The 21,933-nt window shown below is 33.9% G+C and carries 6 protein-coding genes; 5 read left to right on the plus strand and 1 reads right to left on the minus strand.

Translation table 11 applies throughout. From position 1 onward, the window contains the following. The first annotated feature begins 180 nt into the window (after nucleotides 1-180). The 5 genes from AWV75_RS04995 (at nucleotide 181) to AWV75_RS05015 (ending at nucleotide 20,532) form a co-directional block, all read left to right on the plus strand. A complete protein-coding gene (locus tag AWV75_RS04995) occupies nucleotides 181-4,593 on the plus strand; it encodes a translocation/assembly module TamB domain-containing protein (RefSeq protein ID WP_231738011.1) in 4,413 nt (1,470 codons plus the stop codon). 388 nt (nucleotides 4,594-4,981) lie between these two features. After that, on the plus strand, nucleotides 4,982-6,826 hold the full coding sequence (locus AWV75_RS05000) for a T9SS type A sorting domain-containing protein (protein ID WP_060873335.1): 1,845 nt from the start codon (nucleotides 4,982-4,984) through the stop codon (nucleotides 6,824-6,826). 40 nt (nucleotides 6,827-6,866) lie between these two features. Further along, on the plus strand, nucleotides 6,867-17,615 hold the full coding sequence (locus AWV75_RS05005) for a SpvB/TcaC N-terminal domain-containing protein (RefSeq protein ID WP_197429551.1): 10,749 nt from the start codon (nucleotides 6,867-6,869) through the stop codon (nucleotides 17,613-17,615). Beyond that, nucleotides 17,587-18,144: a hypothetical protein gene (locus AWV75_RS05010; RefSeq protein ID WP_156424171.1), complete on the plus strand. Its 558-nt coding sequence runs from the start codon at nucleotides 17,587-17,589 to the stop codon at nucleotides 18,142-18,144. Before AWV75_RS05005 ends, AWV75_RS05010 begins: the two co-directional genes overlap by 29 nt. Nucleotides 18,145-19,695: 1,551 nt before the next feature. Next, nucleotides 19,696-20,532, plus strand: coding sequence for a hypothetical protein (locus AWV75_RS05015; protein ID WP_060873338.1), 837 nt, complete (start codon nucleotides 19,696-19,698; stop codon nucleotides 20,530-20,532). A gap of 48 nt (nucleotides 20,533-20,580) precedes the next feature. Here AWV75_RS05015 and AWV75_RS05020 read toward each other — a convergent pair whose 3' ends face one another. Continuing rightward, complete coding sequence (locus tag AWV75_RS05020) at nucleotides 20,581-21,831, minus strand: site-specific integrase (protein ID WP_060873339.1); 1,251 nt, start codon at nucleotides 21,829-21,831, stop codon at nucleotides 20,581-20,583. Nucleotides 21,832-21,933: the final 102 nt, after the last annotated feature.

The raw sequence follows: 21,933 nt of genomic DNA on the forward strand, positions 1-21,933 counted from the left end.
TTCTTTTTTTAGTCAATCACTCCTAAAAATTAATTAAATTTGTTGATTGTACGTAGGTATTTAAAAAAAGGAGATTTTAGGGGCAAATTTAAAACATTAATAGTTATCAAAAAATTTAAAAAAATAGTTTTTCGCCTGCTTTTGGCTCTGTTCTGCTTGCTGATTTTAGCAGTGGGATCCATGATGTTGCCAATTGTGCAAAGCTATTTAGCACGCTATGTAACGGAAAAAGTGAATGAAAAATTCGGTACGGATTTTTACATTGACCGTTTATCTATTGATGTTTTTGGAGTGATTCACCTTAAGGGGGTGGAAGCAAGAGACAACCACGAAAATATATTAATCGGAATTGATCATCTTCAAACGCGTTTGGCTGACCTAAATGCTTTGCAACAAGGAAAGGTGTATTTGGGAACAACCCGAATCAATGGCTTGTACATGAATATTCACAAGTATGAAGGAGCAGAGCTAACGAATTTAGATGAACTTATTGCTGTTTTTGATGATGGACAACCCGGGGAAGGGAAGTTCCGATTGAAAGCTTCTCGCATATTTATTAAAAATTCACAGTTAATTATTTCAGACGACAATACGAAAGTAAAAGTGGCGGTTGATTTCAGAAAGCTGCAAGGTCAAGTGGATAACTTTTTAATCAAAGGACCTGAAATATATGGAACTGTGAAAAACGTAAGCTTCCTCGATCATTGGGGAATGAACATACAAAACTTAACCGCAGATTTTTCCCATACCAAAACAAGTATTGGACTAAAAGATATGAAATTAGTCACGGATCAATCGGATATTGAAGGAAACTTGAAATTGACGTTTGAACCTGGCGATATGAAGTATTTTGTCGATAAGGTGAAGTGGGATTTTGAGATTAAAAAGGCCAAATTAAATTCTTCAGATATCAATGTATTCGCCCATGAGTTTGCTTCCAATAAAGAAGTATTCTTCAAAGGATACATGAAGGGGGTGATGAATGATTTTGTCTTAGAAGGAGCTAATTTGGTGGATGAAAACAATTCACAGATTATTGGAAAATTTGCCTTCCGCAATGTATTTGATGATCATAAACCCTTTTGGATGCGTGCCGATTTATCGCGTTTGCAAACCACACGCTATAATTTAGTTGCCTTAATGCCAGATTTATTAGGCAAATCTTTGCCTGAGGAACTGGATGGCTTGGGATTAGTCAATATCGTAGGAGGTATTGAATTAACGAAGAGAACCTTAGATACCGATATTGAATTAGTAACCTCTATCGGAAAAGGGAATGCCAAAATTGCCATTCAACAATTGAATGATCCGGATCACGCTACATACAAAGGAAATATTAAATTGGATCACTTTGATTTAGGGCATTTTATCCACAATGAACAATTTGGATTAACGTCTTTTGATTTATATGTAGATGGACATGGGTTTAATCAAAAGTCGCTGAATACTTCTGTAAAAGGGGATGTATTCTCTTTTGTTTTTGGTAAGTATAAATACACCCAATTGGCAGTGGATGGTTTAATGAAAATGCCATACTATCGTGGATTATTACACAGTGCAGATCCAAATGTAAAACTTGATTTTAACGGAACGATTGATTTAAGTACCAAAGAGAAGAATTACGATTTTGTTGCGCAGATTGATTATGCGGATTTATATGCTTTAGGTTTCGTCAACGATACGTTATCTAAGTTTACAGGTGATTTTGAATTTAAAGCCAAAGGGAATAATATTGAGGATTTAGAAGGTGTCTTTAAAGTAAATAATGCAATTTATGACAATAGTAAAGATCATTATGTTTTTGAAGAATTTTCTATTGAATCTAGTTTTACGGAAGGTGGGGAGCGTTTGTTGAAGTTAAATTCCAAAGAAGCAATCCAAGGATACATCAAAGGAAAATTCTTATTTGGAGAGTCTAAGATGTTGTTTACGAATGCATTGGGTAGTTTGTATACCAATTACTCTCCGTATAAAACAAAAAAAGGACAATACGTTGATTTTGATATTACCGTACACAATCGTTTGATTGAAGTTTTCTTGCCTCAATTAACCTTAAATGAGCGCACGCACGTGGATGGAGAAATTGACAGTGATGAGAATTTATTCAAGCTAAATTTTGATTCACCAAGTATTGCCGTGAGTGGTGTGGAATTTTTCAATATCTTATTGAATGTCAATAATTCCAACCCCATTTATAATACATATGTTTCCATTGATAGTGTACATACTAATTTCTACGATATTTCTGATTTTAACTTACTGAATTTAACGCATAATGATACGTTATTTGTGCGTTCAGAATTCAAAGGAGGTAAAAATCTAAAAGATAAATACGAGTTGAACTTGTATCACACCATTAACGAGGAGAAACTCTCTGTAGTGGGATTCAAGAAGTCAGACGTGTTCTTCAAGGATTTCCAATGGAGCATCAACGAGAATAACGACAAAGCCAATAAGTTGGTGTTCAATAAAAAATTGATGGACTTTACCATTGATTCTCTTGCTATTTCACACAACAAGCAAATGGTGAATTTAAGCGGAGTAATGCGAGATTCAACGTACAAAAAATTGAATTTGTCTTTCGGAAATGTAGATTTGAATAAGATTACCCCTGATATTGAAAATCTGTCGTTTGGTGGTAAAATTGATGGAGATGTGAATTTCTCTCAAATGAAGGATGTGTATCATCCCCAGGCGAATATTGTCATTGATTCATTGCTGATTAATAAAATATACTTGGGAGATATGTTCTTCAAAGTGGATGGAGATAAGAGATTAGAGAAGTTTACCGTTCATTCTAGTTTAATGGATGATGAGGAAAAGGAGCGGTTTTATTTGAATGGAGACGTCGATGTGATCAATAAACAAACCCATTTCAATTTAGAGTCTGGGTTAACGGATTTCCCATTGAGTACGATTGCACCATTTTTAAGTAGTGTGGCTAGTGATATGACGGGAACTGCTTTTGGTAAGATCTCCTTCTTGGGAACAGCGAAAAATCCAGATGTAAATGGACGTTTGTACTTGAATGACACCAAATTCAAATCGAAATTTACAGGGGTGAGTTACGCGTTTGATCAAGAAACCCCATTGGATATTACGACAAAACAATTTATCCTCCGCAAGGCAGGTTTAACAGATACCAAATACAAGACAAGGGGATTGGTCGATGGAAATGTATCCCATAAGATGTTCAAGGATTGGGTGATGAATCTATCGCTTTCTTCTACGAATTTATTGGCTTTAGATACCCAATATGCAGAAGGAAGTTTGTACTATGGAACTGCTTATATTAATGGAAAAGCGGACATTGTAGGGCCTATTGAAATGTTGAGCATTAATATTAATGCGACTTCGAATAAAGGAACATCAATTAAGATTCCGTTGAAGGAGGCACAAAGTACGGGCGAAAATAACTTTATCCATTTCTTGTCTCCTCAAGAAAAGAAATTGCGTTTAACAGGAAATGATTATGATCCCTATAAATACCGCAACAGTGGAATTGAATTGGATTTTGAGTTTTATGTAACCCCAGATGCAGAAATTGAAATTATTCTCGATCGAGAGTCTGGACATGCCATGCGTGGAAAAGGAGCTGGATTTATTACCATGGAAATCAATACACTTGGTAAGTTCAATATGTGGGGGGATTTCCAGGCGTATGAAGGGGAATATAATTTTAAATATGGTGGATTGATTGACAAGAAATTTGTCGTGAAGAAATATGGAACGATTCGCTGGGATGGTAACCCAATGAATGCGATTTTAGATCTTCAAGCCATTTACCATACGGAAGCTAATCCAAGTGTAATTATTGATAATTCGATTATCAATAGAAAAGTACCTACGGATGTGGCTATCGTATTGAATGGAAGCTTAAGTAATCCAGAAGTAGATTTTGATATTAACTTTCCAACAGTGAGTTCGGTTGTAAAATCGGAATTAGACTATAAATTGAGTGATCGCGATACACGTGAAAGACAAGCTATGGCCCTATTAGCAACAGGATCTTTCTTCTCTTCTGATAACTCTTCATCTGCTTTAGCGGGAAGTTTATTTGAACGAGCAAGTAGTATTTTTGACGACTTGTTCTCGGATGTAGATGATAAGTTTAAGGTAGGATTGAACTATGCGCAAGGAGAGCGAAATCCGTATACGCAAACTGAAGGGCGATTAGGGGTAACTTTTACCACGAAAGTGAATGATCGCATCTCTGTAAATGGAAAATTAGGAGTGCCTGTAGGTGGAGTAGAGCAATCTGTTATTGTAGGTGATGTTGAAGTGTTGTTGCGTATCAATGAAGAGGGTACACTAAATGCGCGCTTCTTTAACCGAGAGAATGACATCAATTATATTGGAGAAGGAATCGGGTATACACAAGGGGTTGGATTATCGTATGAGGTGGATTTTGATACGTTAAAAGAGTTAATCGCAAAGTTCTTAAATCAGTCTGAGAAAAAGAAGAAGAAAAAAGAAGAAAAAGAATCTTCTAACAATAGAGCCGAAGACCTGCCAGATTCCGATTACAGTCAAGAGTTTATTCGCTTTTATGAAACAAGACGCAAAAGCGGAAATACGCCTTCGGGGCAGTAATAAAGCCAATAGAAATGCGAAGGAGTTAACTGTTTATTCCTTTCAAGACAGTGTTCGACTTTTCAGGAAGAAATTTGACAAGCAAATAATACGAAACCACTAAGTTTTATTTAGTGGTTTTTTTTATATAAAATACAGGGAACTGAGAGGGAAATTTCTATTACAAAAGGTTACAGTATGTCGATTTTTTAATTTTGTTTTTATTCTTGTTTTTAAGTTAATTATTTAGTGAAGAAAATATTTTTAACTGGTATTTTGTTTTGTGTGTTTGTTTTTTTGTTAAATATGTTGTTGTTTGTGTAATTGTTTGTTTTTGGTTAATTTTTGTATAAAAAAATGTTAATAATAAAACTACATTTGCCGATGTATTTATGATTAACATAACAATATGAAAAAAACCTTACTAATTTTGTTTGTTGTTTGTTTAAATTATTTAGCTATTGCTCAGGAAACGGAGTTGTCGGGTCTATTTATACGACCTAGTTTACAAGAGGCTAAAAGTAAAGCAACAATGAATTTTAACCCAACGCTGAACTTTGATAAAGATAGAACCTCTAGAGTTTATCACAATGTTTTGAGCAAGAACTATACTTTATTTTATGTCTATAAAGAAAAGAATATAACCGATAGCGTCGCTGTAGTTAAACGAGAACTTCCTTTTATAGAAATGCATTTTAATGGTAGAATTTACAAGGCTACTTCGTCATTTTTTTCTGGAGATAAAAAATTCTTTATTCAGGCTAATCATCGTTTTAATGGGACGATGGTTAATCATTTTGGTAGTTTTGTACCGTTAAAAGTAGGATCAAAGACTCATGCCAATCTTTTATTTCTTTTTCATCAACCATCGATTGAACTATATGAAGTAGTATTCTTTCCTTCAGTATTGTCAGCCTTAGATTATGCAAAAGTACACAGTTATTTAGCAATCAAGTACAGTATTCCTCTACCAGAATCTTTTGATTATGTTGATTTTTATGGTCAAGTGGTTTGGAATGCAAAAGAAAATAGCGCTTATAATGCACGTATTATTGGTTTGGGAAGAGCCGATCAATTTGCTTTAAAACAATATCAATCCAAAGCCTATTTAGATAATCTATTGACAATTGGTTTTAGTGAAACTTTACAAGCTTATGCGAGTGAACATACAGCCAAAGAAATAGAGAATAATAGCTATGTTTTACTAGGAGATAACAAGGGGAACTTGACCTTTGAAAAAAAGAATGGACAAGAACAACTGCAGCGAAAATGGAAAATAGTCAACCATAAGGTGAATACTGACTTGCATTTATTTTTTCAGCGAAAAGAGATAGAAGGAAACCCAAAAAACAAAACTGAGGTGTCTTATGACTACTACGCTAGCCTGTCAGCGAAGGAGAACAACGCTTTGGCGACTTTAGTTCCCCTAGAAGTGAAAAATGATTCGCTTCTACATGCTAGTATTCCTTTAACTACAGCTCAAAAATATTTGTCTATTATTAGAAAGCAGAAGGTCGATTTTGACTTTACTTATCAAATTAACTGTGATGAAGTTCTGTTTACAGTTAATTTGCTTTACGGCAAATTGCCTTTTACTTTAAAAGTAGATTTGGAAGGCGGAATCAAAACACTTACATCTTCTTCAACTACTGCTCAATTTACTTTGCCAAAAGATTGGGTAGGAAAAGTAAGTTTGTTCTTAGAAGATGCAGCAGGAAATAAAAAAGGAAAAGAATTAGAGACTTTTGATGCTTTTATTTCCCCAGTGACCTTAGCGTCTACTTATCTTTTATCCAAAGAGGGAACGTTGACGATTAGCCCTGATTTGGATAATTTATCGAAAAAAACATTAACCTATCGTTGGTATGATGCACAACATCAGTTAATCACATCCCAACAAACGCTTACTTTAAAAGAAACTGGAAATTACACCTTAGAAGTTAAGGATCAAGAGAACACTTATTGTTCAAGCTTTAACGTATTGAAAGCGGCAGATGAAAAGATAACACACCAAATAGGTCTTTATCCTAATCCAGTTGAAAAATTAGAAGAATTTGTGGTCTATATTCCTTTAGATAAAATCCAAGATGCGGAAGTTTTAGTGTATACCAATAAAGGACAGTTACTCGATTATAAAATGTATCGAAATACTCCTCAAATTTTGTATAAACATGCCATAGCAACGACAGGAATGTATATGATTGTTGTAAAAACAGGCGAGCAAAAACAGTTTTATCGTTTAATGGTAAAGTAAAAGTAACATGACAACTAAGAGAAAATTTAATATATACAATATGGCATTGTTTAGAATACTATTGCTGTCTTTTTTCTATTCAACAGTAGTTTATCCTATACAAACATATGCAGGAACACTTGCTTTGATCGATTTTAAAATAGCGCAATCCGCTTCTTTTTTCGGGGAGCTAGATGCTATTGAATCAGAGGAGGATTATTTGGAACCCTTTTTAGAAGAGAGTATAAAACAAGAGGAGGAATCTCCTGTTTATACTGTTTCGAATACAGAGCAAACTAGTCTAGCAAATGAAGAAGAAACTTCTGTTTTTGCTCAAATTTATGAGGCAGATTTAGAATATGGTATTATTGGAAGTCAATATGGAGAAAGTGATGATCCTTTGGATAACTTTTTTGATATTTTGATTCAGGAACCAATAGATTTTCGTAAATCCTATTACTTAGAGTATGTGGTAAAAGGAGTAAACAGTTTATCCTCTTTAGCGAGAAGTATTAATGGAAATCCAGCTTTAGGAAATAACTTGGTTCGCTATTCCCAAGAGGAAGAGGTAATAAAAGAGCGTATAAATCCCATTTTACTGAAAAAGGGAAATAATCGAATATTCTTTAATGTCAACAATAGTAGCGGAGTTGAGACCTTTGTAAGTCAAGTAAAAATACTACAAGAAGAGGGGAACAGCAAACTGGAGACTTTAGTCTTGACAGATGTCCAGCAAACAACAGAAGGAGGTTTGTACCTAAGAGGTTTTGTGGCATCTAATCAACCAGCCACTTTGCGTTATAAAATGAATGCTATTCCCTTAGATGGCAAAAAAGAATTTGAAACCATTTTAGATTTTAACCCAAAAGAAATGTCTTATTTGGTTTATCAAGATGCTGAGACTGGTTTGCAACAAATCGATCTTACTCCTTGGTTGAAAAAGACAACTCTGCTTAGTCAGGTACAGCATGAGGTTACTTTGCCTAATAAGAGTGAACGATTTCCAATTATACATCATCAAGAAAATCACATTGAAGTTTCAGGAGCGGCGATTCAGTTTCCAGAAGAAGCAATAGGAAGTGCTATTACTGAAATTCAAGTGGAGAAATTGAGAAAAATCGATCTTGCCCCACAAGGAGCAGGTATTGTTAATATTACTAAAGATCAACAAGGTTATCGCTTTTTACCCGATGGATCTACTTTTGAAAAAGAAGGGCTAATCTCTATTGAATTTGATGAAAATTTAGTGCCTAATGAGACTAAACACGAAGATATTCATATTTTTTATTTTGATGAGTCTAGTAAGAAATGGGTAGCCATTTCCAAAGATCAAGTGATAGCGGAACAAAATAAAGTTAGTGGATTTACGGACCATTTTACAGATTATATCGCAGGGGTTATTCAAATGCCAGAGAGTCCAGATTATTCAGGATTTACTCCTACAGGAGCAAGGAATTTGCCAGCGGCTAAGCCTACAGATAAAATCAACTTTGTTGAAATGCCTGAAGTGAGCAATACTGGAGATGCAAATGTGAGTTATCCTATAGAAATACCTGCAGGAAGAAAGGGAATGCAACCGAATTTGTCTTTGAGTTATTCCAGTGGTTCAAGTAGTAGTGGTTGGGTTGGATTAGGTTGGGACCTAAATGTTCCTTCCATTGAAGTGAATACCACTTGGGGAGCGGCAATTTATGATCCTTCACAGGAATCGGAGCTCTATAGTATGGGAGGAGAAGATATCGTTTTACTAAATAATGGGGTGGAATATGCTCCAAATTTAGATAATAGAATTGGAAGAGTCGCTAATGCTACTTTTGCTCCTCGTATTGAGGGAAGTTTTAGCAAAATTGAACGATTGGGTTCATCTCCTTCTACTTATTCATGGGTTGTTACAACCAAAGCAGGTGTTAAATACTATTACGGTAGTGTTGCCCAAGCTCGATTAACAACAGGTTCAGGTACACAAGGAAATATTGCCAAGTGGATGTTGAATAAAATGGAGGATTTAAATGGAAACTATGTAGAATACGAATACGAATTAAAGAATTTTTCAGCAGGAAGCTTAGCTGGCGGAAAACAAGTGTATTTAAAAACGATTTTGTACACGAAGCATGCCAATAATTCAGCAAATAATGGGTATAAAGTTGTTTTTAATCGAACTAACTCAGTAGCAGGCTCAGCACGTGAAGATAAAACGTTTTCTGTGCGAAGAGGAGTGAAAGAAGTAGAGGATGACTTGCTGTCAGAGATTGTTATAAATAAGGTACAAAGTGGAAATGAAACCCAAATTCGAAAGTATGTATTAGGATATAAAAAGGGTGCTTTTGGGAAAACTTTATTAAATAAAGTAACCCAAATGTATAATAATATAACCTTCCATACGCATGAATTTGAATATCATAATGAAATTGCGAGTGGAGGAATATTTGCTCCAAGAGCAAGGGTGCAATCATATACTGATTTTTCAGGTGTATTTAATAAATTGAAGGTTTCTGCTTCTGCTATTGGAGGAGGAAAAGGAGAGTATAAAGGAATCAATGCTGGAATCTATGGCGGTTTTGCTTCGATTTTTAAACCTACTACGCTTTTGTTTATTTCTAGGGCAGGAACATTGGGGGTTACTGGTTTTAGTAGTTCTTCTAAATCAGAATCTATCATTGCTTTAATGGATATTGATGGAGATGGTTTACCTGATAAAGTATTTAAATCGGGAGATTTTTTATACTATAGAAAAAATTTAGGAGGACATTTTAGTGGTCTTAAAAGTCCTATTTTAGGAAGGTCAAATTTTAGTAAATCAAAAACAAAGACATTAGGTGCTGGACTAGAAGTCAATTTAATTGCACATGCTTCAGGAACCAAAAGCTGGAGTGAAACTAAAATTCCAACTTATTTAGAGGATGTGAATAACGATGGGCTTGTAGATATCGTAGATAATGGAGATGTGTATTTTAATAGTTTAAGTAATAGAGATCGAATTCCTTTTTTTCACAAAAACAGTTCACGATCTTCTAATCCAATTTTTACAAGTGGAGCAATTTCAGTTTCTCCTCCTCCTCAGTTGCCAAGTCCTAAAATTCCAACTGCGGATATTGTAAAAATGTGGGAAGCACCGTTTAATGGAACAGTGAATATTACAGGTACTATCATATCAACAGGCTCAACGGCTTATTACAGTATTGAGAAAGGAAAGGCAACTCAAACTTCAGATACAAGTTTTTTAAAAAATATTGTGTCTGTGCCTAGAACGAATACGGCTACTACAGTAAATGCTATTGCTGTTCAAAAAGGAGACCGTATTTTCTTTCGTGTAATTTCGGGTTCTAGTGGAGCAAATATAGCTGTTGAGTGGGATCCTAAAGTGACCTATACCACGGCTGCTGATGCCAGTTACGTTGATAGTAATGGGTTTAAACCCTATGATAATCCTTTTTCACAAGGGTATGTTATTAGTGGTTTTACACCTATCGAAATTAAAGAAAATGGTACATATAGTATACAAGCAGATGCCTTTGTACTAGATAATAGAGTGAATGTAGCCAATGCTCCTCTGCTATCCGATGAGGTTCTATTAGTAATTAAGCGATTTAAATTAAATACAACCAATACAGCTTCAACTAATTTATATTTGCCTATCCATGCTGGAGCTTTGGTAGATGTATACAAACAGCGAATTAAGTTAAGTGAATTAAATACAATCCCTGCGTTGAACTATCCCTTTACAGTTTCAAATATTATAAGTGGTGATGAGAATAGTTTTCAATATATTAAAGCAGAAATTCAGTCTACTTCCAATGTGAATTGGCAGAAAATTAGTTCACTTTGGAATCCAAGAATAACAGATTCAGAGGGATATTTAAATAAAGTATTGACTCCAGAAATAACGATATATAATAAAGAATATAGAAAACAAAACTTAGCTTTGACGTTAAGTGGACCATCGACTTTCAAAATATCACATAGTATTTCTGTATCTGGATGTAATGGAGATTGTGCACAAGGCTATGTGTATTTCACTGCGAAAAATGGGAAAGGCGAGGTTTTTAAAGAATCGTCAACTAGCAGTCAATATGTCAAATATCGTTTTAAATATGATGGAGGAGCGTTAAAGAACTTCTCGAAATTTAATAACAATACAGGAAATTATGATGTAGTAGGAGGAACTAGTACAGAGACTACGTTTGAATTGTCTTCTACATCTAATTCATTGGCTAACAAGGTGTATTTTGAATGGCATAGTGAAAATCCTTTGGTGGCAGAAAAACTGGTAGGAAATGTCAATCAAGCGGTTTTAAAAGTAACTACCGTTCTAGGAGGATCTGGTGCACCAACAGTAACGACAAATCCCGTTCCTGCGAATGTTTTTGCTAAACTTGGAAATAATCAATTTGGTCCAATGTATCAAAATTGGGGATTCTTTGGTTATAAAAGTAAGCAAGAGGTAAACAATAGAACAGAGCCGATTAATCAGAAAGTGATTAGTAATGAAGGAGTTCAGCAAGGTGTAAATCAAGATTCATCGGATTTAAGTGAATCTGAATTCCGTGAATGTGAAGAAAAAGAAACGTATGAAGAATACATGGCGTGTGTGGAAGAGAAGCGAAATCGCAATGGTACGCCTACCCCAGAAACACCACCAAGACTCTATGTATTATACCCAAATAAAGAGTTAGAAAAATGGCAGTTAAATAGTAGAATGTTCATTACATCTTTATTGAGTAGTCCCTATTTAGAGCGACTTGAAGATGAAGAAGAGCATGATAATGACGATGATGATAGACATTCAAGAGATCGTGGGGTAGATGGTTTAGGTGAAGGATCTGAATCTAGTCACTCTGCTAAAGGGGTGATAAAATACATGACTAGTGTATCGAAAGGTTTTACTGCTGGGGCAATTGTAGTTTCATACAGTGAAAATAAAGTTACAGGAAAAGCAATAAATGATTTTAGAGATATCAATGGAGATGGATATCCGGATATCTTAGGTGATCGCATTCAGTTAACCAACGAAAAAGGAGGATTAACACAGCGTATAATAGACAAAAAAGTATTACAGAATTTTGATGCAAAAGGAACCGGTGGAGGTGTTTCAATTGCTAGTGGTACATTACTTGGTTTCATTCAATCCGTAAAAGGAAAAACCGTTAGCCCAACTACTGCAGTGAAGAGTAGTGGTTCTGCCGCAGGTTTAGGAATCAATAGTTCTTATTTTACTACCGACGATTTTGTGTCTAGTGATTTAGTGGATTTAAACGGAGATGGTCTACCAGATTACCTTGAAAAAGGAGGAAGAGTAGCTTTAAATTACGGAAGTGAATTTAGAGCAGATAATTCATGGGGTATTGCAGACGTAAAAGTATCAGAAACAAAAACCTATTCAGGTGGTGGAGGTGTTAATTTATTTAATGGATCTATTGCCGGTGGCTTCTCTATTTCAAAGAATATCTCAGAAGATGTAATTTCTTTATTAGACATCAATGGCGATGGTTTACCTGATAAGATTGTAGGAAAAAATACCGTTTATCTCAATACTGGAACAGGATTTTCTAGTCAAGCAATTTATCTGCCTGTATCTTCAAGTAAAGAAAATCAAAATATTTCAGGAGGTATAAATGCAAATGTTACCTATTGTATTTACTTCTTGGTTCCTTTAGTTTTTACAGGACCTAAAGTTTGTTTTTCTTTAGGAGGCGATATTGGAAAATCGTTAAGTAAAGAAACGGTTCAAATTATGGATTTTGATGGGGACGGTTACCCCGATATTTTGGTTTCTGATTCAGAAGGAGATCTTCAGGTCGCTTATTCGAGAATTGGAAAAACTAACTTATTAAAAACGATAAAACGACCTTTAGGTGGGGTGATTGAGATTGATTATAGTAATAAGAATCCAAAAGAATCTAAAAAAATAGGGTTAAATTATGCGATGCCTTTTACCAAATGGGTGATGACTAAAGCCTCTATTTACGATGGATATGCTGGCGATGGAGAAAATACGATGCGTCGTAGTTATAGCTATTACAAAGGATTTAAAGATCGTAGAGAACGAAAATTCTTGGGATTTGGAGAAATTGTTACCAACGAATTAGATCGAGCTGGAGAAGTATTCCGCAGTGTAAAAGATGAGTATTTAGTTAATGGAGTAACTGAATCAGAAGCGTATGGACCTGGATTAAATCCAATGGTACGTCAATATTACTTTAAAAAAGGCTTATTAGAAAAACAAACGATGTATGACAAACATGGTCGTATTTATTCTAAAGTGCAAAATGCCTATCAGTTTTATAGAGTAAGTGCAAATAACCAATCAGATTACACCATTGGCTCAAGTCAAATTAGCTTTAGTGAAAAAGAAAGGTATCTACCTTTATTAAGCAGTGTAATAACTTCGAAATACGAATTTAATGAAACCGAAACTACAGGACAAGAATATCAAACTCGTGTGTATTTTGATCGTTATGATCGCTATGGTAATGTTTTAAAGTATAGAGATGTAGGGGATAGTCATACCTTAAATGCAGCGGATTTAATTACGGTAAATATGACCTATCATTACAATACAGCAAACCATTTAGTTGCTATTCCTAAAACCCACGAAGTAATTTTCCAAGGGCAAAATAGAAAAGTAGAAAGCGAAATTGATGCGAAAGGAAATATGATCGGATTTAAAAAGTTTTTAAGTCCTACTCAATCGGTTAAATATCAATTTAGTTATGATGGTTTTGGTAATCTTACGCAAAAGAAACATCCTGTAATTAATGGAACACAGTATGAGGAAACTATTAGTTATGAAACTATATTTAATTTGTATCCTAATAAAATACTAAATAATCGTGGTGGTGGTGCTTTGTTAGCATACGTGTATGGATGGGATGTATTATCCTATGTGAAAGTTAATGGATTAGAGGCGGTTAGTTATAGCTATGATTCTTTTGGTCGAATGAATTTGATTTCAGCAAATCAGATTAATGCGAAGTATCTTTTGCAAAATATATACAACCTTCAGTATAACCCACAACAAAATTTGTATCCATACGTGCTGACAGAAAAATCCGCGGTAATGGTAGATGCTCAAAGTTCAAGTTATTCGGATGTATATTATCAGTCTAGTTTATTTACGGACGGTCTAGGACGAGTTATTCAGGTCAAGCAGCAGCTAGATAAAGATGAAAGCTGTCCAGGTGTTACTACTGGGTATCGTCTTGCAGTAAGTGGGGCAACGCTATATGATGAGTTTGGTAGAAGTATAAAAACATCCCTGCCATCCGAAGAAGTTAATTGCTCACAAAGTCTGGTTAGTGGATTGACACGTTTCTCTACTCCAATTATGGATGCAGATAATTCGATGGAGATGATGTATGATAATGTTGATCGACCTATTTCTGAGTTCGTAAATGGAATTAATGCTCTTACTAAGTATACTTATGGTTTTGGACAAGATTGTTCAGGAGTAAAGCGATTTAAAAAAGAAGTAACCTTACCTGAGGGCAATAAATCAATTTCTTACTTTGATGCAAAAGGTAGAAAAACCGCTGTACAACAAATCGGTGATAACCAAACCCTATGTACGATTTTTAATTACAATGCATTAGGAGATGTAGTAAATGTTACGGATGCAGAAGGAAAATTAACTTCCTATATTTATAATACAATAGGACAGTTGAAGGAAAAAAATCAAGTAGATAAAGGACAAGTAAAATATACCTATGATGATATTGGACAGGTACTTACATTAGAAACAAATAATTTAAGACAAGCTAGTGAAACGATAGCGTATAGTTATGTTAAAGAACAATTAGTTAAAGAAAAATATCCGAATAATACGGTTGATTATTCCTATAATAACGATTTACTAACAGAGGTAAAGGATAATGTGATTCAGGATCACTTTACTTACAGTTATTATGGAGATATTAGTAAACAGAAAAGAACGGTGCAAACACCAGATGGATATTCTTATTCCTCAGAAGTGTCATTTGTTTATGATTTTTGGGGAAGAATAGGAAGTATTACATATCCTGATGCCGAAAAGGTCATCTATCATTATGATCAAGGAGGAATGCTAAAACGCATCGTTAACAATACTAATTTTGATTATGTAAAATCTATTACATACGATCATTATGGCAATCGCAAGAAAATAAAATATGGAAATGATGTAGAAACAGAATATTTCTACAGTCATCAGAATCGTTTGAGAGGATTAACTTTACGTCGTCCGACCAATGAATTGTTTATGAATCTATTGATGACCTATGATCACAATAGTAATGTTACTTCAATTAAAAATGCAAGTTCATTACATGCTACTTTGGATATAGGAGGTTTGTCAGAACAGAATTATAGTTATGATGGATTTAATCGTTTACAAGCGGCGGCTACGAAATGGGAAGGTAAACGAGAGAAGCATAGCTCTAGTTTAGGAATGAAGTATAATAAAACGCATGGTATTTCTTCTAAATATCAGAATCACAATGTATTTAATATTTATACAAGCGTATCTGAAAATACAGAAAATCAATACACGGCAGATTATAAATATGATGCAAGTAAGCACCAAGTAGCGTCTATTACTTACAATGGAGTAGGACAACAGGGATTGAGTTATTTGCAACATTTAAAATATGACGCCAATGGAAATATTTCAAAAACGACTAAAGTAGAAAGAGCTTCTAATCGCACTGTTGATGATAGAAGTTTATATTGGGATGCCAAAGATCAATTACAAGCCGTTGTAGTTGGGAATCAAGTCTCTTATTACAACTATGATTACACAGGAAATCGAGTTGTCAAGAGTTTAGGACAAAGTCAAAGTTTTGCCATAAATGGTTTATTTAATTCAAGGTTGTCTGTAGTAGATAATTATATTTTGTACCCGAATCAGTATATTACGGTAGAGAAATCGGGTAATTATACCAAACATTACTATTCTGGTACCGAGAAAATTGCCAGTTCAATTGGAGCAGGTATTTCTTTTGGTTCTGGAAATAGTACGTATCGTACTCAGTTTGAAAGCGGTTTAAGAGGGTTATTTGCGGATTCGAATTACGATGAACCTCAATTCTTTACTCCTACTAATAGAGCAAGTAATTGTGAGGAAACTTTATACTATCTCAAACAGATGTATGAACAAGATGGTAGTTCAGAGTGTGCAAGACGATTTAATGAATTACTTCATGGTGAGCCAGATCCATGTGTAATTGTTGAGAAGATGGAATTCGCGGGATGTATTGAAAACTGTGATAAGGAGTTAGAATCTATTATAGAGGGATTTTATAAAGAAAAGAATGAAAAATGTTTAGCAATCATCAAAAATCAAGATGGAAAAGGATATACTTCTTGTCAAATTATAGACATACTGTATAAAGAAGGATGTTTAGATGAGAAGTGTTTAGATGAGTATAACAGCTGGATTTCATTTTTAGAGGAACACAAACGCTTCGATTGTTTAGAAAAATTACTTGCTTATGTTAAGAAAAGCGGGATGGACATGTGTGAAGCCGTAGCGTATATGGAGAAAAATAGTGATTGTTTTGATATTGAGGTGGTTGAAAATTGTTATAAAGAATTTTTATCCGCTTATGAAAACTGTTTACTTTTATATTCGGAAGAATTAGAAATCATATATTCAGGTGGAGATACATCAGTTTATAGAGAGCCAGAATATGATTGTATTTGGTATATTATCAAGTTTCCTGTTGATTCTACAGAAATTGATTATTGTGAGTTATTGAAATACATGAAAGTTCCGCCTAAAAAACCGAACCCACCTGTAGTTCTACCAGAAATACCAACACCAGGTGAAGTTACAGAAGTTGATCCTGTAGTTCCAGAATTACCTGTTATTCCAGAACGACCTTATCGTCAAGGAAAAATATGGTGGTACCATAGCGACCATTTAGGCAGTTCTTCTTACCTTACAGACATCAATGGAATACCTACACATTATTATGGTTACCTACCGTTTGGTGAACTGATGGTAGAACACAACAATAGTAATTATGACAATGTGTATAAATTCAATGGTAAAGAATTGGATCCACAAACGGGTTACTATTACTATGGTGCGCGTTATTACGATCCGACGATGAGTATATTTTTAAGTGTGGACCCGTTGGCGGAGTCTCAACCCAATAAGATGCCTTACCATTATGTTAGTAATAATCCAATTAATAGAATTGACCCTACAGGAATGTTGGACCATGATTATAAAATTAATGACGATGGAACATTTACTAAAGTGAAAGATACAAATACACCTGATAGAGTTTTTAATAGCCAAGGTGGATTTGTAGATTTAGAATATAATGGACAAATTGATGATATGAAAAAGTATGGCGATTCATCAGTTTTGAAGGTTTCAGATGGTTCAAAATCTAATGAGATTTTTGAGTTCTTTGCAAAAAATTCAGAAGTAGAGTGGGGACAAGTTAAAACAGATCAGTCATCCTATGTTTTAACAGATCATGATAGTTTTAGTGTTAATGGTTCAGGATTTGCCTACAGTCTTCTTAATAAAGGTGAAAATGTAACTGATATAAATCATTCGCATCCAATTCATTATATAGGAGCAGAAACACCGAGTGGTTATGGTTATAATGGAACTATTGATAATTCATATAGTAAACCAAATCCATATAGTGAGCCTATGGGAGATTATAAGAGTATGAAAAATTTGATTAATGGTTTTAAAATAGGTGATAAAGACTACAAAGGGTATGGGGATAAAGCAAGAAAAATAAATTTTAGAGTATTTAATACAGTTAAAAATAGTTATATAAAATATGATGAAAATAGTGCAGTTAAAGAGTAGATACTGTCTTTGTGTGTTATTATTTTTTACTTTAAGTAGTTGTAAATTTAATAATATTGTATCTAAAGAAGAGTTAAAAGCTTATGAATTAAAAAACGATTATTTGATAAAATCATTTGATTTTGTACTTGAAGATATAGATGCTCAAAGATGGAAAAGTAAAGAGGATAAGTTGTTTATTGTGAGTGCTATAAGAAAAAATGATAGTATTTCTGTACGAATAGTACCAATGTTAAAAAAAAAACACTTTTTAACTTCTATTCCAAACAATTATACTGCTTATTTAATTTATAATGATATTGCTATTTTTTATTGGGGAGATGATAAATTGTTTTTTAAATCATCTAAAAGAAAAATAGATATAGATCATTTTATGTCTATGCAACAAATTCTCAATAAAAGCAAAGATGAGGAGGGAATTGTAATTATTGATAATAAAGAATACTTTGGATTTGAATTTGTTATTTTTGAGAATAGACTTAAATTAGTTCAAAAAAACTATTATAGCACCCCTTTTATTACGGAGTAAATTATATTTTGAAAACAAATAAAGATACATCCCCAACCTTCCAAAACGGATCGTTGGGGTTTTTTAGTTAACGGTTTACGGAAGATTATTCGATACAAAGAGAATTAAAACTGTACACAGTAAGTCCACCGTAAACCAAATAAAACACCCTACCACCGTTGGTATTGGAGATGGGAGAAGAGAAATCGAAACGTAGTGAAGATTCATCGAACACCAAAAAAAATATAAAATAAGTGAGATAAATGGGTGGAATTTGTCAGAATAGTCAATCCTACACTATAAAAGAAACACCACCCTATCATTACACAAAAAAATATCGACATTTTAAACGACGTAGGGTAAAGTGTTTCAAAAGGTAAAGTACAGCCGAAGACTACAAAAAAGCAACAGTGGTGTAGTAAAAAGAGTAGTTGGGTTTTAGTCAGTTACTTCACTATGTTCAGTATGACAAAAGGGGAAATGCTTTTTTAGTGCTATAAAGGAGATGAATTCCAACGTACAATGCAATCTAAAGGTGTACAATTGGTTTTAAAAGGACTTTGTAGTAAGTAATCAATTGCAATAAAATTAAACAGTTGTAGCGTATGTTTTTAAAAAGTAGTTTATCGTCGGTGGAGTAGTAAAGAGGAACGCAGTGAGTCGAAGGCTACGACATTGAGGATAAATACATAGTGTTTTTACAAAGACTACTTTTTTGCTTTGAACTAAAGACTACCATTGAAAGAATAAAAACAGTCAAATGAAAATCAAAAGATTGTATGTATTTATTTTGACTCCATAACAATTGGATCGTTAAAACAATAAAAATCGATTGTACGAAGTATTTACTGCCTTAAAACCAATGGTTGAAGCAAAGAATGATACTGCATTTACTTTATTGGAGTACAAAAGAAGAAAGTCGTCGACTTATTAAAAGGACAAAGAAGAAATACCATTGTTTTTACCTTTACTACAACAATTAAAAAACACTGCAATGCATATAGTATTGATTTTTATTACAAAGGAGGTAGAATCGCTTTAAAAAAGCAATACACAATGATTTTAAATGATGGCTACATTATAAAAGCAAATCAATTGCTATTTACTACAAAAGAGAAGCTATCTTCTATTGTAGCCTATTATTTGCGAAAATGAAACAGAGACGCAACGCAGTGAAGTCTCAATGTAGCTTTTTGATTACTTTTTTTTAAAAAGTGATAAACCAAAACCAATTATTATCTTTTTTTTACTTAATTGCTTTTATTAAATTGTTTATTATATATGAGTGCATAAAACATGTTTTGTGAGTATAAGAATTGTGTTTTGCAAATGCATAAAACATGTTTTTCTTTTTTGTAGATTTGTAAAACTAATAGTAGACAACTGCGAAAAGTAGACTAAAAAATGGAGATAAAAATAAATAGACAAACTAATATAAAGATTCCATCGGCTATATTAATAATTAGTACTAAGGAGTTGAATTTTAACAATAAACTGATTTATGGACTGCATTATAGCTATAGTTAAAAAGGGCAAATTACGCATTTAACTAATAAAGAGATTGGAGCTATTTTGAATATAAAAGAGAACACCGTTCAAAATAGCAGAAAGAAAATGTGTGAGTTAGGGTATTTAGTTCGACTTAAAAAAGGACAGTTGACTATAGTAGAAGAGAAATTAACACAATTAGAAGAAGAGCAACAAAGTAAACCCACCAAAGCAGAAAGAGATCGCAGAGCAATACTACTGCCTTTTGAAATATACAACAGTGACTTAGTAGGAGGAGCAAAGCTACTTTGGGGAGAGTTTAATACTTTTAGGGAAACAAAGGACGGTTATCAATCAATGCGTGAATACGCTTCAAAGCGATTAGGCAGTTGTGAAAGTAGTATAAGTAATTGGACAACCATATTGAATGAAGAAGGATTTTTGGATTCCTACTACTACAATAGGAGTCATAATGGAAGTCAGAGAACAATAAGAACGAAACGCTTTGAAAGAGACAGTGATAATATCATAGAAGAAGAATTACCACTACTACAAAAAACGATAGACGACTTAACACCAATACAAAAACAGATTGACGACTTACCGCCAATTATAACACAGACATTTGTAGAGCAAACGTATGATGAAGTAAATAAGCAGTATAAGGGAATAACGTCGTATGCAGAAGTCCAACTTAGAATTAAAGCAGAAAAAAAGCTTAATAAACGTGGGAATTTACTACCAACACCACAGCAAATACAAAGAGAAGTTGATAGACTAAAACAAAAGCAGATTATAAAGGACAAAGTACTCTCCCCAATGGAAGTGCGATTAATAGAGCAAAGAGAAACAATGGAGTTGGAACAGCGCAGAGCTAAAATAATAGCAAAGCAGAATAAGCAAAACAACAAAAGTAAATAACATCATAGACCAAATAAGCAAAAAAGATAAGGGTAGCAAACACTACCCTTATTTTAGTTTATTGAGATAGGACAACAACAGTTGAGCGTTTTCATTGCCATTAATTTTGATGTAACTATTGAACGACTGTTCGGTTTGATGTCCTGTTATCGACATAATAACGCGTGAAGGGACGCCTTTTTTAAACAGATTAGTAGCAAAAGAGCGACGTGCTGTGTGAGTAGAGATCAATTGATATTTAGGTAAACATTGTTCGACTCTTTGCTTACCCTTAGAGCGAATAAGGATAACATTGTCGTTTAAGTTAGCCAATTGCCCAATTATTTTAAGGTATTTATTCATCGTTAGACTACAACAAACCGTAGGAAAACCATTAGGCGTAGACTGATAGCGATTGAGGATTTGCAAAACAATAGGCAGTAGAGGAATATTAACCCATTGTAGTGTTTTTTGCGTTTTAATAGTAAGGGTGTTATCGCTAATGTTTTCCCTTTTGACTTTTGCAATATCGCTAAAGCGCAAACCTGTATAGCATGCGATAATAAAACAATCGCGAACTAATTGCATTGTAGTATTATCGGATAAATCCAATTGTATCATTTGCTGTAGTTCGTCTTCACTTAAATAAATGTTGTTGACTTCTTCCTTTAATACCTTAAACTTTTTGCTTTTATAAGCAGTACAGTTGTGGATATTGTGCTCCAAAGCATTGTTGAGAATGATTTTGATAATTTTAATAGCCCTACCAAAACCATTAGTATGCAGTGATTGGATATGGGTATAAAAGTGAAGAAAATCGTAGTAGAACGCCATATCGAACGAATGCCAACACAAAGATACTTTCGCATAGCTTTGATACTGTAGAAGCTTATGGATTACCGTTACATAGGTTTTAACTGTAGCATTAGATTTGTGTAGTTTACTTTGCGCTATAAATTGTTTGGCGTAGTCAAAAAAAGAAAGCGCATTGGATTGACTTCCATTTTGTAGTTTGAGTTGATTGTACTTTTGTTTAACAATGAAAGGCATAGGCGATTGATTATCGCTTAGTAGTTGATTGACGATGTCTTCTACTTTTTGTTTAAAAAGGCGCAAATACGAATTAAGCGTAGTGGCAGTATCATATGACTTTTTAGCGCATTGTTTAGTTGTATCCCAATAATGCATATCAATATTTTTAAAAGTAGAGAACAAAACACTTTGTTTATTGTGAGTATAGCGAAGCATAATCATCGATTGATTACTGCCAACTTTGCGCTGTTGTTGTGATTTAGAAAGAATAAGCTTTAGTGTAGCCATAGTTATACATTTTTATTAGTTAACCTTACGACTAAACACCCCAAAGAGACAACAGCAATCAGCGCATAAACAAACGCAGTTAAAAAAGGTAATAAGCAAAGA

The sequence above is a fragment of the Myroides odoratus genome, assembly GCF_001549985.1.
GTDB lineage: Bacteria > Bacteroidota > Bacteroidia > Flavobacteriales > Flavobacteriaceae > Flavobacterium > Flavobacterium odoratum_A.